Annotated in this window: 11 protein-coding genes; 7 read left to right on the forward strand and 4 right to left on the reverse strand. The window is 39.9% G+C overall.

From position 1 onward, the window contains the following. Positions 1-1,664: 1,664 nt before the first annotated feature. Positions 1,665-1,940, reverse strand: coding sequence for a helix-turn-helix transcriptional regulator (locus ACZZZI_RS04460; RefSeq protein WP_316760013.1), 276 nt, complete (start codon positions 1,938-1,940; stop codon positions 1,665-1,667). A gap of 424 nt (positions 1,941-2,364) precedes the next feature. On the opposite strand from ACZZZI_RS04460, the gene ACZZZI_RS04465 reads away from it, so the two are divergent. The 5 genes from ACZZZI_RS04465 (at position 2,365) to ACZZZI_RS04485 (ending at position 6,222) form a co-directional block, all read left to right on the forward strand. Next, positions 2,365-3,477 carry a hypothetical protein gene (locus tag ACZZZI_RS04465; protein ID WP_463488715.1) on the forward strand — a complete coding sequence of 371 codons (1,113 nt, stop codon included), beginning with the start codon at positions 2,365-2,367 and terminating at the stop codon, positions 3,475-3,477. Between the two features lie 282 nt (positions 3,478-3,759). Further along, positions 3,760-4,299, forward strand: a complete 540-nt coding sequence (locus ACZZZI_RS04470; protein ID WP_463488716.1) for a lipocalin family protein — start codon at positions 3,760-3,762, stop codon at positions 4,297-4,299. Between the two features lie 302 nt (positions 4,300-4,601). Next, the gene (locus tag ACZZZI_RS04475; protein WP_463488717.1) at positions 4,602-5,177 is read left to right on the forward strand and encodes a Crp/Fnr family transcriptional regulator; all 576 of its coding nucleotides are present in this window, start codon (positions 4,602-4,604) and stop codon (positions 5,175-5,177) included. Between the two features lie 93 nt (positions 5,178-5,270). Further along, positions 5,271-5,738: a MauE/DoxX family redox-associated membrane protein gene (locus ACZZZI_RS04480; RefSeq protein ID WP_463488718.1), complete on the forward strand. Its 468-nt coding sequence runs from the start codon at positions 5,271-5,273 to the stop codon at positions 5,736-5,738. Between the two features lie 148 nt (positions 5,739-5,886). Beyond that, a complete protein-coding gene (locus ACZZZI_RS04485) occupies positions 5,887-6,222 on the forward strand; it encodes a hypothetical protein (RefSeq protein WP_463488719.1) in 336 nt (111 codons plus the stop codon). Positions 6,223-6,268: 46 nt separating this feature from the next. Here the strand turns inward: ACZZZI_RS04485 and ACZZZI_RS04490 are convergent, their stop codons facing one another. The 3 genes from ACZZZI_RS04490 to ACZZZI_RS04500 are packed head-to-tail and all read right to left on the reverse strand — an operon-like array spanning position 6,269 to position 12,196. After that, positions 6,269-7,615: a RagB/SusD family nutrient uptake outer membrane protein gene (locus ACZZZI_RS04490; protein WP_463488720.1), complete on the reverse strand. Its 1,347-nt coding sequence runs from the start codon at positions 7,613-7,615 to the stop codon at positions 6,269-6,271. A gap of 15 nt (positions 7,616-7,630) precedes the next feature. Further along, entirely contained in the window at positions 7,631-10,831 is a 3,201-nt protein-coding gene (locus ACZZZI_RS04495) for a SusC/RagA family TonB-linked outer membrane protein (protein ID WP_463488721.1), read from the reverse strand. A gap of 27 nt (positions 10,832-10,858) precedes the next feature. Further along, entirely contained in the window at positions 10,859-12,196 is a 1,338-nt protein-coding gene (locus ACZZZI_RS04500) for a TlpA family protein disulfide reductase (RefSeq protein WP_463488722.1), read from the reverse strand. Between the two features lie 569 nt (positions 12,197-12,765). Between ACZZZI_RS04500 and ACZZZI_RS04505 the strand changes: the two genes are divergently transcribed. Both ACZZZI_RS04505 and ACZZZI_RS04510 read left to right on the forward strand, forming a co-directional pair. Then, the gene (locus ACZZZI_RS04505; RefSeq protein WP_463488723.1) at positions 12,766-13,023 is read left to right on the forward strand and encodes a hypothetical protein; all 258 of its coding nucleotides are present in this window, start codon (positions 12,766-12,768) and stop codon (positions 13,021-13,023) included. 73 nt (positions 13,024-13,096) lie between these two features. Next, the gene (locus ACZZZI_RS04510; RefSeq protein ID WP_316760039.1) at positions 13,097-13,333 is read left to right on the forward strand and encodes a helix-turn-helix domain-containing protein; all 237 of its coding nucleotides are present in this window, start codon (positions 13,097-13,099) and stop codon (positions 13,331-13,333) included. Positions 13,334-14,322 lie beyond the last annotated feature (989 nt).

Here is a 14,322-nt window from a genome sequence, read left to right on the forward strand (position 1 = left end):
GCACAAAAAAAGGGGCCAATTGACCCCTCCAACCTTAACCTAAACGCAACTAAAAAAAATGCGTAAAAAAAAGGTAATTCGAAATTACTCACGTCGATCCATACAGACCGGGCCCTCGCCTGCCCCTGCGCTTTCGCATATTGAAATCATCTCAGCTTCACAGGATTTTCCGTTCCTCACGGAATAATGCTTCATTCCCAAATGTCAAAGATCTTCGGCCTTTCTGCTGATAGACCGATACTAAGCAGCAGCAAAAAAAACAGCTACTGTTAGTTTCATTGAGACAAACCTATCTTGGATTTTTTTTCGGGAGAATTTTTGGTCTAAATTGAGCTAAATTGGGCGGTTTGTGAGCTAAAGGTGAGCTAATAGAAGCTGCTTATTGATAACTGCAATTTTGATTAACGTAAGATCTAATCATCAACATAAATTATTTTAACATTTAAATTTGCTTCAATGATTCCTCAATAATACCTAGGATTTTGAGGCAATGGGATCTATTTGTAAGCAGCCTTAACAGCTACATCTATTAAATAAAATCTACGACCGGTCTTTTTGCATAAAAAGACAAAATGAGAACATTTGAAGAAAAACATCATCCGTGGAGCTTTGGTAAAAGTGCGAGAAACCAAAACTAATATTGCAATAGAACTAGAGTTAGATTTATCCCTTTAGCTAACCTGTTATCCGTGAAGTGCAGTAAGAAGTATACTTCGAATTAGTAGGATTACCATTTCCGAATAATGATTTAAATAGCTACCATTTAATCATCCTGGATATTATTCATTTTGATCATTTCAAATCTCTGTTATTATCAGAAAATGAACAGACAATGAATGCGATAATTCGTTATCCGTTTTGTTTTAACCTTAATTTCAAGCAACGCTCATAACTTAAAGTGTTAATTATGAGACTTAAAACAATTTTAATTTTGTTTTTCTTATCCTTTCTCGCAGAAGAGCTCGCTGCGCAAGTTTACAGGGGGTGCAGAAGTGGAGGCGTAATTTATACTACTCCACCTGCTTTTTTGTATGGTTGGACCGGGGGCATCTCGGAAACTTGCCCACCTGGTGCGACAAGTTCGACTCAGCATGCCCAGTTCATCAGAAATGCTCCAACTCCTAACTCATGCCCGGTAGGCCTACTAAGCCTGGGAGGCTCAGGAATTCTCGTTGATTATGGAATAGTTTATTGCCCGTTAGACTCCTTATCCACATTTACTCTATTTTTGTTTGCGGTTATCGGACTATACAAAATTCGCGGTCCTTTGCTCAAGGTGTAATATCTGGAGTTGAAAAGACTCCTGAATGCTTTCATACACAAATGCGTTTCTGCAATTTCAGCTGGTGGTTAATAACTAGTGCTATATCTATAAACCAAAGTTTTATCTATCTTTAGTTAAGCTGACTCAATATTTCCAGATCAAAATAATGGGGATTCATACTCAAATGAAATATATACATGCTCCTTTTTTAAGAATTTCACTTGGAGGAATAGCATTCCTTAAATAGCTTAATTTTTAATCTGACTAAGAATTTAATACTATGGCATTGCAGGACTTTGAAATCCATAAAACAAATAAGAATGTTGCACAATAACGGCGCCTAAAAAAACCTGCTATAACCAAGTAAATATAAAATCATTGGAGGGTAAATCCAACAATTTTAAATTCGACCCTTTCTCCTACTCTCCTTTAACTCTCCTTTTAGTTCACTCTTATAAAAACGATCCCCACCTGGAAATCTTTGGGGTTTGAGATTACCATCTCTCACCTTCCTCTTGTAAGTACTCTCACTTATGCCCAGATAATCTTTAACCTCCTGACGACTTAAAAGCTCATCCTCAGGAAGACTAAGATGACCGTAGTTATTTTTGTAAAAGAGTTGGATAATTTCATAAATTTTTTCTAAAACTTCAATTAGTTTGTCAAGTTTATTCATAGCCGCTAAGCAAAAAAGAGGTTAACACTAAACCAAGCAAATCAATATGGAGAAAGTTCATCAGCTTAATCCTTTCGAAAAAATATATAGGAAAGCTAAGCGATGGTGTACAATACTAAACTTTCAGAAAGTTCATACTATTATTTGGCCCTATCCCGCAAACCCAGCTAAAAGTAGCTAGCGTTTGCAGGAGCAAAACAAGGCAATAATCAAATTCCTGTCAAGTTGCCAGCGGGTTGCCAATTCAGCAACCCCCTCTAAGGGGTAGCGCAAGCCAAATATCGCCAAGACAAACTAAAGCCAAAAACTACGTTTAGAACATCAGTCAAATTGGCTTTTGAAAGAATCAAACTGCGTTTAGCATCACAAACCAGGTTAGAATGAAACCAGAAAATTATTTTAAGCAGAAAAGAAGCTAAAAAATATGAACTATGAACTCTTTGTTTTAGAATCTCTTATTGAGGCCTGCCTGGAAGGTAAGCAGGAAGAAATTACCGACACCTCCATACCAGAAGAAAAACTGCGGATTTCTGCAGCCATAAGGCGCAATGTACTAACTGCCGATCAAGCTCTCATTAACCAGTTCATTCATCAGCATCAGCACGGTTTGATCTGGATGCTAAAAAGAATGGAAAAAGCAAAAAAAGGAAACATTAATTCAAAAACACAACAGAGAATCTATCAAGAAATACTAGATGCCATCATAACTTTATTTGATGAACTGGAAGGATTTTATCCTGAATATTTAGATCAAACGACCGCCGTCCCAGCATTAGTGGTAAAAGGGCGGATTGCGGGGTTACAGTTAAAGTGGAATACCATGCAAACCATCTTCATGCAGGCGAATGTCCAAACCAGGCTAATCGAGATACTCTCTGGATTCATGCCCTCCAGCGCACATTCTAGTTTGCCAGTATGCTACGGTCAATTAAATTATTTGGACAAGCTTACTCAAACCCTGTCTGATCAATTCGCTCAAAGTCCTCCTAGGGATACCTTCGAACTTATCATCTTTTTGATTAGGGTAAACTTCAATCCTACAACATTTTATGATTTCTGCAGTGAATTTTTAATGCAGTCCTTAGATTCCAGCACACTTCCATCGCGTTTGGAACTTTTGTACTATTTTAAGAAACGGCTACAACAAGCTACTTTAATCACAACCACTTACTATCAGAAAGACCTCCCCTCAATAAATGAGTCCCTTACACAAATGGTAGATGCAGAAATCGAGTATCTAAAAAGCATCAGTAAAATGAGCGAAAACCTGGCTCCAGAAACTAAGCACTTCCAGGTAAACCTGACTGTAAGACAGCTGGCCATTTTTATAAACCTGCAAATTTCCTGCGGGATTATCATAGCAGACAAACCCAAAATCATTCATGAATATGTATCGGAACATTACAGTACGCCAGATGCAGACAAAATATCAGAAAAAAGTTTCAAAAACGCTTACTACGGTAATTCAGCGGCAGATCTGGATAAAGTACTGGAAAAAATCACCCAGATGCTGATTATCGGTCAGAAAAAATATTAGCATCCCAGCTGCAGAATAAATCCAAAAAATTTGAACAACGTAATCAATTTGAATATCTCGATTTCCCAAGCCATTCACCTGAATTGGAAGAAACTATGCAGCTGTTCAACTGAATAAGCGATATCGATTTATCCGCAAATATTTGCTTTCTGGAAGTTTTAAGAAAAAAAAAGTCTATAATAATACTTCGGCTGCAATTTGGCACCAAATAAAATTCATAAAAAAAGCGAAAACTATCCTATGAAAAGTTTTTATAGGCACAAGATTTGCATAACCATCATCATGAAAAATAAATTCCTGTATCTATCTCTGGGAACAGCCGCAATCTCACTTCTTTTGTTGCAGTCATGCGCCGTAAAATCAAAGAACGTAATCGCTGTCAAAAACTTCAATAGCGATAAATACCTTGGCAAATGGTACGAAATCGCAAGGTTTGATTATGCCTTTGAAAAGAACATGGATAATACTACAGCCGAGTACGATCTAAACACTGACGGAAGTATAAAAGTGATAAACAAAGGATTTAACTATAAAAAAAATAAATGGAGCACCGCTCAGGGCAAGGCTAAATTCATCGGCCCCAAAACCGAAGCCAAACTAAAGGTCTCCTTTTTCGGACCATTCTCCGGAGGCTACAATGTTGTGTCTATCGATGAAGACTACCAGAATGCATTGATATACGGAAGCAGCACGAAATACATCTGGCTACTCTCCAGAAATCAAAAAATGGACGGCAAAATAAAAGAAGCCTTTTTAGAAAAGGCTAAACGGGACGGCTACGATACAGGAAAGCTGATCTGGGTAAAACATGACAAAAACTAAGTTCAAAAAATTTTTCAGTATCCCTGTGTCAATTCAACGTTTTTTACCCTTACTGATCAGAGCAAGAAATATGCTTTTAAAGGATCAATCGAAGATCAACAAGCGCTATTGTTGCACTTTAACTTCTTAAGACCTTATAAATAAGGGATAAGTGTTTTTCAGCCAGGTGAATTGTGATCTAGCCCTGCATGCAATTCAAGCTTTTAACCTTAAAAAAACAGCAACCTGCTTGGTTGCTCGGGATTGCTGTTTTAGCAACTTGACAAAGCTTAAAATGCCCCTTTCTTTGCGTAAAAAACGTTATGGAAACGCAACACTATCTACAGGCGATGATCGAACATGGACAGATGTCTATAGGTCTGAAAACCTACATCAACGGAGTACTCACTGAGTATTTTTTCAAAAAAAACGACAGGATATTCCTAGAAACCTTTGTGCATTCAGGCGCATTTAGAATTAACGAAGGCATGGTGAGACTATATGCCAGCAAAGATCAATCAGGAGAAGAAAACACAGTTTATATATGGCAACAAGGTGCTTTTATCCCTCAGGGCAGAATAGCAGAGGGCTCAGGTAGATCCTTGTATTTTCATTTCCTGGAAGACACGATACTTCAGGGCATATCTGCACAGCATTTACCCATCATATACAGAGTTTTCCCAGAATACATCCTGGTAAACCAAAGCATTCAGTCTGAGACAATAGGAGAATTACTATTGCACCTGGTCTGTTTGAGTGGTACCAAAGCAGAAGAACGCTTTGCTTACCTCCAGAGCAGACACAAAGCGCTCCAAAGAACCGTTGCTCAAAAATATATCGCAAGTTTTTTAGGTATGGATATCAAAACATACAGCCGCCTGCGCGCGAAAAAGCAATAAAGCAGACATTTGACGTATACAAATCATAAAACCAGCTTTATTTTTAGACAATTGCCTTAAAGATCTACCAATCCTTAGCGCCAACTTCGGAGTATGAAATGGCTAAAATCAACCCAGGTAATATTCACTCCAGATAGAGAAACCCAGATTCGCCTCGCGAGTCTGCTCATACTATTGTGGAGCTATACTGCCCTCGATAAAATCATTTCCCATCAGCAGTTCATCCAGGCCCTGCAACGCCAGTTTTTTCACGAATCCTTTATCACGCCGCTATCGATTTTGATTCCAGTCGCCGAACTGCTTATTACCATCATGCTCCTGAAAAACAAATGGAGAAAGGTTGGTTTTATCAGCTCAAGCATATTGCTTAGCATTTTCACCATATATGTAGCCCTTGCAGCCTTCGGCATGAGAGAAAAAATGCCATGCGCTTGTGGTGGTATAATATCCAGCTTAAGCTGGGTACAGCACCTGTTGATAAATATAACTTTCCTCGGCCTTGCCCTAACAGGCAGTTATCTATACAAAAATGAGAAAGGAGGAGCGGTGACAAGAAATTGAAAGAAAACAATCTGGCCCGTAAGCCCCCAGAATAAACAACAACCTAAAAACTCAAATAACATTAAGGCTTAGAGAATGAGGATAATGGAATGAATAATAAGCAAACTTTTTCATCTGCTTTTTCAAAGCAACAAAGCAGAACATAAACATGTTAAAAAAAATAAATTTAGGCTATGCCGCCCTAATATTGGGCTTGAGCCTTACACTGGTAACCAGTGCTTTTAAATCAACTGAAAAATCGAAGTTCTCCAGAACCTGGTATTTTCAAAGTAACAATGTGACAGAAGCCGCAGATGAAACCAAATATTCCTATTTGCTGCCTCCGCCAACTTCATGTGATTCAGGTACCGCGTTGCCTTGTTCTTTAGTAACCCCGGATGATGTAGACACTCCGGAAGAACTTGAGGCGTTCATCGATGAAAACTATCATGGTAACTACACAGAAGTCATGGCAGCTCCTATAGAGAAACGTGCCCAGCTTTAAAATTGGAAATCAAAACGGCAGCCGCATATTGTGGCTGCCGTTTTGATTAACGCTCATTTTGGGGCATACCTGTCAATGCAATAATATCCTCTGGTATCGGCATGACATACGCTTTGTCATTAGGACTCAAGCTATATGAAACACCGTTTATGTTCCGCGTTAAAACGATACCCTGCCCTTCTGCATTGAGCCGTTTGATGTCCATCCATCTAAGGCCCCGCATCACCAGTTCCTTCCGTCTTTCGAGTAATACCTTATCCAGCGCATCAGCCGCATTTGTAGCAATCATTGGCTGGAACGTCCCCGTTTTGTATCTTTTGATAAGCAGTTTATTCAAAGTTTCCATCCCTAAAGTGGTCATCCCCGCCCGTACCTGACACTCCGCAAGATTTAGATACAGCTCATCTGTTGCAATTCCAAAGAAAAGTGCAGGCTGGTGATAGGTGCCCTTGAAATAATAAGCGCCAGCTGTAACCAAATAATAAAGTCCCTTCCTTAAATCATTCACCCCGTAGCTGCCGATAAGTTCAGGAACAATTTTGGCTCGCGATGAACCAACAATGGTTGCTGGAGGCGTAAATGTATTAAATATTTGCTCAACATTATAAAGCGGAAAAGGATACCGGTCAGCAGTACTCACGCTGTTGTAATCGAGCAAATCAGGAAAAATTTTAAGGCATAGTGCTGCATTTAATTCAGACTCCGCGTATCTACCCATATAAAGATATACGCGTGATAAAAGACCATAAGCAGCTGCCTTTCCAGGTTGAAATGGGTGGAAACTTTTATCCTTCAGAAGCGGTACTGCGGCATTTAAATCCTCAATAATCTTATCATAACAAGCCTTTAGCCCCGCCCTTTCCGAAGGTTGATTAAAGTCGCTATTAAGCCTCAATGGAATTCCCAAATCCTGATCATTCGCAAGTTTATATGCTTTCCCCCAAAGCGAAACCGCCTGTAGAAAACATTTCGCGCGAAAAACTAAGGCTCTTCCCTTCAACTCATTAAATGCTGCGTTGCGGTTAAGCCCAGAGCCTTCAAGGCCTTCAAGTACAATATTGGCGTAATAAATAGCCCTGTAAACTGCTAACCAGTCATTTGTTGATGGCGAAAAAAGGAAATCTTTTTGGAGGCTATACATCCTTCGGTCAGGCTCACTGGTGAGTGAAGCCAGGTCCGCATCCGTTAGAAAATAATCATCCGAATTAATTTCAAGGCTGACCAGATCCACATTATTGAAAACATTAGCACTGTTCAGCAGTGCCGCGAAGTCTTCCAGTGAGGACGGCACCACCAATTTTTGGTCAGGTTTCTCCTCCAGAAATTTTTTGCAGCCTGGTAGCATCATCAGCACAAAGGTGATCGTCACCAGGTAAATAAGTATTTTTTTCATGTCAATCAGATTTAATTATAACTGGGTTTTCAAGCCAAATGAAAATGTTTTTCCAGGGGGAAGCGGGTTTGCCATATTATTAAGATCAGGATCAAGCCCTAGTTTATTCGACCTATAGATTATCCCTAAGTTTGATGCATTAACAAACACCGAAAGAGATTTTAACTTCAGGTTTTTTACCAGTCCAGCAGGAAATCTATAATCTATATTCACATACTGCAGCCTAAGGTGATCCCCTTTCTCAACCAGTTCGCTCGAAAACCGGTAAAAATTCTCTCTGGCATTTGATACTGGGTAAATAAGTGATGGAATATTGGTAAATGCTTCATCCCCTGGCTTGCGCCACCTGGAAGCATAGTCCGCACTCGCTGTCCAGTTGGTAAAAAGGCTCGCATATTCAATACCCTTCCGCCTGAAGTAATAATCGAATTTAAAGCTCAATGCAACTGAGAGTGAAATCCCGCCATAGCTGAAGGTATTGATCACATTCCCAAAATACCCTGGCAGCGCCGAACCATGGTAAACCAAATCATTAATCGTGGTGGATGCCCCGGTGAGGTTATTGTAATCCTTACTAACCACCCCGCCAAGATATCCCCGCGGATCTCCAGTCAACGGATCGAGTCCTGCAAACCTGTAAGAAAAGATAGAATACACTGGTAGGCCTTCAATTCCCGAAACCGCTGCACCACTCTGCACAAAATTACTTCCCTGGACTGAGCCCAGGTAATAGGTTTTCACCTTATCCCTTGCAGAGGAAAAATTCAGCATCGTCTGCCACTGGAAAGCACCATTCAGGTTTCTGGAATTCAGCTGGAGATCAAAACCATTTCCACTTATTGCCGCAACATTACGCGTCACGGTAAAACCGACTCCCGTGGTGTAATCAATTGGGAACGCCCCGAAAAGATCTACCGCATTTTTTCGGTAAACCTCAACGCTACCATTTAGCCTCGAAGAAAACAGGTTAAAGTCCAGTCCAGCATTGAGCATTCGCACAGTTTCCCATCGCAGCGATGGATTGGAAAATTTATCTACCAAAGCAAATGGCGTTAGCGTATACTGGGAATTACCTGAATAGCGGATAGTGGTCACCGCGGTCATCGAAGGATCCGTATTTCCACTTAATCCATAAGTCACCCTAAGTTTTAAAAAGTCAACAACCTTGCTCTTCAAGAAGGGCATCTTGGTTAATTCCCAGGCTAGCCCCGCTGACCAGAGCGGCTTAAACTTATCATTGGTTTCCACTCCAAAAGCATTTGATGCATCAGCCCTGGCACTAAAACTTAAAGTATAAGTATCCCTGAAAGTATACCCCAGGTTGAAGAATTCCGAGAAAAAGGATGCATTGGTTTTTGATACCGAGCTGCCGCTGGAAATAAAACTCATATCACCAGAGATGAAATTCGGATAAGTTCTGGTATAATCTGCGGCTCCGAAGCTAAGCTTATCGCTGTCATAACCATAAAGCCTGCCCGCAAGACCGCTTGACATGGCCCTTCGCCATTCCATCCCCGCAATAACGCTAAGTCTATGTTCCTTCCACGACTGATCATAACTGAGTTGAGGGCGGAACTGCCAGGAATTTAAATCCACATTGCCGCTATCATAAACACCCCCTCGGGGAACTGGATAGCTCACCACACCCGCAGGGCTTACCTGTGTAAAGCTATTGACCAGGTTCCTTGAAAAATAGGAATCCGCCCCTTGCAATACCGAAGACTCAGAACGTTGGCTTTCCACGCTATATTTCAAAGAAGCCTTCAGTCCAAAAGGAAACTTGTAGTTCAGGTCAAAATTTGCCAGCAAATCAGTCAATTTTGCTTTATTCTCAACCTGCATATAATCCAGCAGAGGATAATAAGACCAGTCCAGCAGCGCAGCAGTAGCAGGCGAATTCAGGAAAGTCTGCCTGTAATTCTTAGTTATCGCCACCGGGTTTCCCTGCTCATCGGCAAATCTTGCATAGGGGTAAATGCCCGTTCGGCTCAGAATTCCACCAAGCCCTGGTCTACCAGCTAAGTTTTTACCGCCAGTATAGGTAAATGCCGAGGACAGCTGCAAATTTTTCAGCAGGTTGTAATTGCTGGCCAAGCGGGCCGTCGTACGCTCATCCACTGCGCCAAGATTACTATATCCCCTGGTGTAGGATGAAGATAAAATGTAACTGTGCTTCTGGGTACCAGCAGACAATGAAAGCGAATACTGCTGACGAAAACCATTTTCATAAATGTATTTTTCAAAATCATCATAAACATCGTACCCCGCTAGCCTCGCTCGCTGCACCTGCAACTCCTCAGTTGAGATCCCTCCTGCTGCATTCAGAACCAGTAATTCAGCAAAAGGGGTAAATGCAGGTTTTTGGTTGGAATTCAACTGACTGGTGTAGTAACCCTTAGAAAAAAGAAAACTTTCCAGATCGATAAAATCCGATGAAGAAATGCGTTTGTCATACTTAAGATCAGGACGCTGCTGAATGGCCACATTCGCATCGAAACTGACCTGGAGTGGACTGTTCATCTTCGCTTTCTTAGTGGTGATTACAATCACCCCGTTCCCTGCCCTGGTTCCCCAGATCGATGCGGCAGCAGCATCCTTAAGAATCGTAATGTTCTCGACATCATCAGGATTGATGTTGGAAAAATCCCCTGCATAAGGCATTTCGTCCAAAATAATCAGCGGCTCCCTTGGACCCCGTATAGTACTCAAACCTCGGATCATAAACCGGCCAGTAGAACTGGTACTCCTGTCAACACTTAAGCCGCTACCAACAGCTTCCAGCCTGTCCAGTAAATTTTTGCCAACTTGCTGATTTAAAACAATGTTATCTATTTTCGAAAAAGATCCAGTAGAGCGCGTTTTATCCACCAACTGATAACCCGTATTGAAAGAAAATTCCTGCAATTCAATTGAAGATGGAATCATTTTAAAAAGCAGTGGTGCAGAAACAGGCAACACCATATCACGTCCATAAGGAATAAATCCCTCAGCAGAGACCAAAACCTTTACTTCTCCTGAAGGAATACTAAATGAAAACTGGCCATCTGAATCACTTTCAATCACACGGTCCAATCCCGCCGAACGGGAGATTGTTATACTCACTTTTACGGCCTTCGAGCTATCAGTAGCATTTACCGCCCGCCCGGAGAACCTGCTTTGCGCACTGGCAAAGCTGACCATCGACAAAATGTAGATGGTGATTATCAATATTTTCATAACTATATCTTATCTGTGAGCATTATTTTATTTATCTCGCACTACCATTACCTGAAATTCCTTTTCCATTGGTTTTAGGTAATAGCCATATTTTTTTAGTTTAGCATTAATTTCTCTAAAACCCTGTTGGATATCCATCACGATATGCAACTTGTCATTAGCCCCAGTCTCATTGCTCACCAGTTTCTCAAGCTTTCGACTACCATTAAGCTGGGAGACTAGGATATCCACATTTTTAATTGGCTTAGAACCTGTTTTAAGCGAATCTTTCTTGATTGAAGATTTCCCCCACCCATCCGCATCCAACTCATCGCCAAGTTTAAAAAGGCCAAGGCATTTCATTTTTCGCGTAGTAATTTCTGCCACATAGGGGCTATAATCATTCAGGTCTTTCAGCATCAGCGGATATAAATCCGCCGCCTTTTCCACTGGACCAATAAACTCATAATTGTAAACTTGCTGCTGGAAGCGTTCTAAATCATGCCCCTCATAAAGCAGGTTATAATCACTAAATTTATAACCCTCTGGCACCAAAATTTCGATCGCAATGGATTTTAAAATCGCTTCCATCGGATGGTTGGAAAAAGAATTACCGCGACAAATCCTACCAGAACTATCCATACGTTTCCGCCGTCCCGCTGGCAACCCTGAAAATCCACCACGCGAAAAAACACTGTACTTTATCAGATTATCCTTTGGAAGATAAACAGAAGAAAAAAGTGGTGGCTCAGGCGAAATATCAATCTTCTGGGTGATATTAAGTTCTCCACTTTTAAGCGCCGCATTGATATTTTCTTCAGTTATATCATCAGATCCCGATACACTCATTACTTTACCATCCTTCCCCACCCATGCATAATGGGGCACTGTGCGGTGCGGAAAAAGCGCAGTAATATTCGTGTCCAAAACAATATTATAAAATAACTCCCCCCGCTCCTTTAGCCTCGAAGAAAGCAAACCATAAGTCTTCACCAAAGGCTCATTATTCACAATAATAATCGCCAATTCATTCCTATACTTATCCTGCAGCAATTTAAGCTTCGGAAATCGAGCTAGACACGACGAACACCAAGTGCCCCAGAAATCCAGTATAATTAGCTTTCCTTTAAAATCAGAAAGGGCAACCCTTTTTGTCGGCACCACATCAGCAATAGGTGAAGAGAGATCAATTGTCAATCGGCGCTCGTTCAATACATCAACAGGAACAGTATCACCTACCTTTAGTCCAACGACCTTTCCTTGGCCCAATACTGGGCTGGCCATCAGCAACAACGCAATCAGAGTGCCTATAAGAAGCGAAAGAATAAATCCCTTCAAAAAAGGCCATAGCAATCCCATTAAGATGCTTTCAAATATTTTTTTCATCAGATTGTTAGTTAGTTTAGAATTCTTTAAAGAAAAAACAAGGCAGGCGCATTATCAAGAACCTATTTCCAACATCAACCCGCCTTGAATAAAACCCATCACTCTGGGTTCCTCGGCTTCAATGCATAAAGCCCATCAAAAAGAAGAAGATAAACAACCATTACACATCAGATTAAAAAACAGATAATTAAAAAAATAAAGACAAAAACCAGCCCCACCACACAAAAACATTGTGCAGATACGGTCAACCGTATAGGTAATTAGTAAAAAGATGCTTAATTTGGCAATTGCGAAAAACCAAGTAATGCAAAGAGACTTAATAAGCCATAAAGGCTGGTCCCAGGCAGTAGAATATCCCAAAGAATCTGAAGAGTGCGCTCACACTAAAAGTCTCTTCTTCTTTGGCTATTTTTTTACCTGGAATTTCTTAGCTCAAAACATTAGGTTGGAGAACAGATAACGTTCTTTAATAATAGTTTAAGGGAAAAAATACCTTTCACTTCCTTGGAGTGAAACCTGGTAGAGGCTAATTCTTTCGTTTTCATAAACGGTTAATTTTATGTAAAACGATGCGGACTCAAACAAAAGCAGAAAAAAGTGACTTGGAAAAACCAATAGGTCGCACCTCTCCACTTTTGCCATGGTTCCGCCAGAACCGCTTTTTATCAGTAGATAAAAATTACCCAAAAGTTTACGAGGCACGCCCTACTGGATTATACAAAAGTATAATAATTCCAGTATATAGGCGAACACTCGATCAACTCGTGGTAAATCTGGCGGATTTTGGACGAGTAACATCGTTTAAAGCTGGCCTTCCAACTCTATGATTCGCATTATGATATTACAATGTTAAGAAAAGTTTTTCATAAAACGTCAAACTTTTTAATTTTTTTTTATAATATGAAGAATATAAATCGTTTAGCGGAATTGTTTGAAGAGAAAAATGTTTATAACAGGGATATTGCAAAATATCTCAAAAAGTCAGAAGAGACCCTTTCAAGATGGGTAAATAATCACAGACAACCATCTGTTAACGATTTAAATAAAATTGCGGAATTTCTAAGAGTTGATATTAGAAATTTGTTACACCCTAGTGATTGGAGTAAAAGTAAAGTTGATGAATTTAAGAAAGTATAATTTATGCAGTAATCATGATCAATAAATTAGAATGGTAAAGTTAGACACTTCAGTTCTTTAGTGTTTTGCAGGTCAATTCATGAATTAAATATTTAAGTGATCTCGGGTTCGAATCCCATCGGGATTTCATTAGGGAAACTAATGAACTAAAATGAGCTAAAAATGAGCTAAAGAGCTCAATGGAACTGTTGTTTAGACCAAAAGCTTAAAAACTAAACATAGTTTCTGAAATTTCGCACGTTTGTAGTCTACTAAACGTGAGTGTCCAAATCAATCTACCTGTCACGCTAATTGCTTTACTGTAAATTATCTGGTGGGCAAAACCAATTTCTCCAAGTTCTCATTGCCAAATTTTCTAATCAGTTTGTCGTTTCCGTTGAGATTGAAATAGCACATAGCGAATTGCATTCAAGGCAGCAAAATGTAACATTGCCTGAACCTTTTTGTTTACAATTTTTGACACGCAATAATAATTGGAGGTGTAAAAATTAATTTGACTTATCAAGTTTCATGTTTCGGCGGTTTACGAACCTAAAGATCAACCAAATCATGAAGCAACTTATGACTGAAGTTATAGAAGAGAATAAATCTTCGGCGGTAAAACTTTTTTTGATGATTTGCAGGTAAATTGTTGCTAAAATTGGCGCAATCTGGATGAACGCTAAAAGTAGCAGTATCCTATTTAAGGTCGTGCTTTCCGCAATATTAATTCTGTTGGCGTGGACAGTCGTTAATTGCTCTATTAAATTTTTATATTGAAAAAATTCCTCAAATTTTTTATCAGATATAAAATTTTAAAGAGAGTTCATTGGTGCACAAACCAATTAATTTAACCCCTTTCCGCCAATTCAGTAAAATGCAGGCAAACAAGACTTTAAAACAATTTTATTTCTGGTAAGACGGTGTCAATGTACTCAGGTTTATCCAACTTATCATTGCTGTTTTGATGATCTACAAAAAGATGGATATTTCGTTTATTTACCACCCAA

It is taken from the genome of Pedobacter sp. AC190 (assembly GCF_979258025.1).

Bases quoted from the DNA above. Each gene is read 5' to 3' on its own strand.
- ACZZZI_RS04460 (WP_316760013.1), bottom strand. From the start codon at position 1,940: ATGAATAAACTTGACAAACTAATTGAAGTTTTAGAAAAAATTTATGAA.
- ACZZZI_RS04465 (WP_463488715.1), top strand. From the start codon at position 2,365: ATGAACTATGAACTCTTTGTTTTAGAATCTCTTATTGAGGCCTGCCTG.
- ACZZZI_RS04470 (WP_463488716.1), top strand. From the start codon at position 3,760: ATGAAAAATAAATTCCTGTATCTATCTCTGGGAACAGCCGCAATCTCA.
- ACZZZI_RS04475 (WP_463488717.1), top strand. From the start codon at position 4,602: ATGGAAACGCAACACTATCTACAGGCGATGATCGAACATGGACAGATG.
- ACZZZI_RS04480 (WP_463488718.1), top strand. From the start codon at position 5,271: ATGAAATGGCTAAAATCAACCCAGGTAATATTCACTCCAGATAGAGAA.
- ACZZZI_RS04485 (WP_463488719.1), top strand. From the start codon at position 5,887: ATGTTAAAAAAAATAAATTTAGGCTATGCCGCCCTAATATTGGGCTTG.
- ACZZZI_RS04490 (WP_463488720.1), bottom strand. From the start codon at position 7,615: ATGAAAAAAATACTTATTTACCTGGTGACGATCACCTTTGTGCTGATG.
- ACZZZI_RS04495 (WP_463488721.1), bottom strand. From the start codon at position 10,831: ATGAAAATATTGATAATCACCATCTACATTTTGTCGATGGTCAGCTTT.
- ACZZZI_RS04500 (WP_463488722.1), bottom strand. From the start codon at position 12,196: ATGAAAAAAATATTTGAAAGCATCTTAATGGGATTGCTATGGCCTTTT.
- ACZZZI_RS04505 (WP_463488723.1), top strand. From the start codon at position 12,766: ATGCGGACTCAAACAAAAGCAGAAAAAAGTGACTTGGAAAAACCAATA.
- ACZZZI_RS04510 (WP_316760039.1), top strand. From the start codon at position 13,097: ATGAAGAATATAAATCGTTTAGCGGAATTGTTTGAAGAGAAAAATGTT.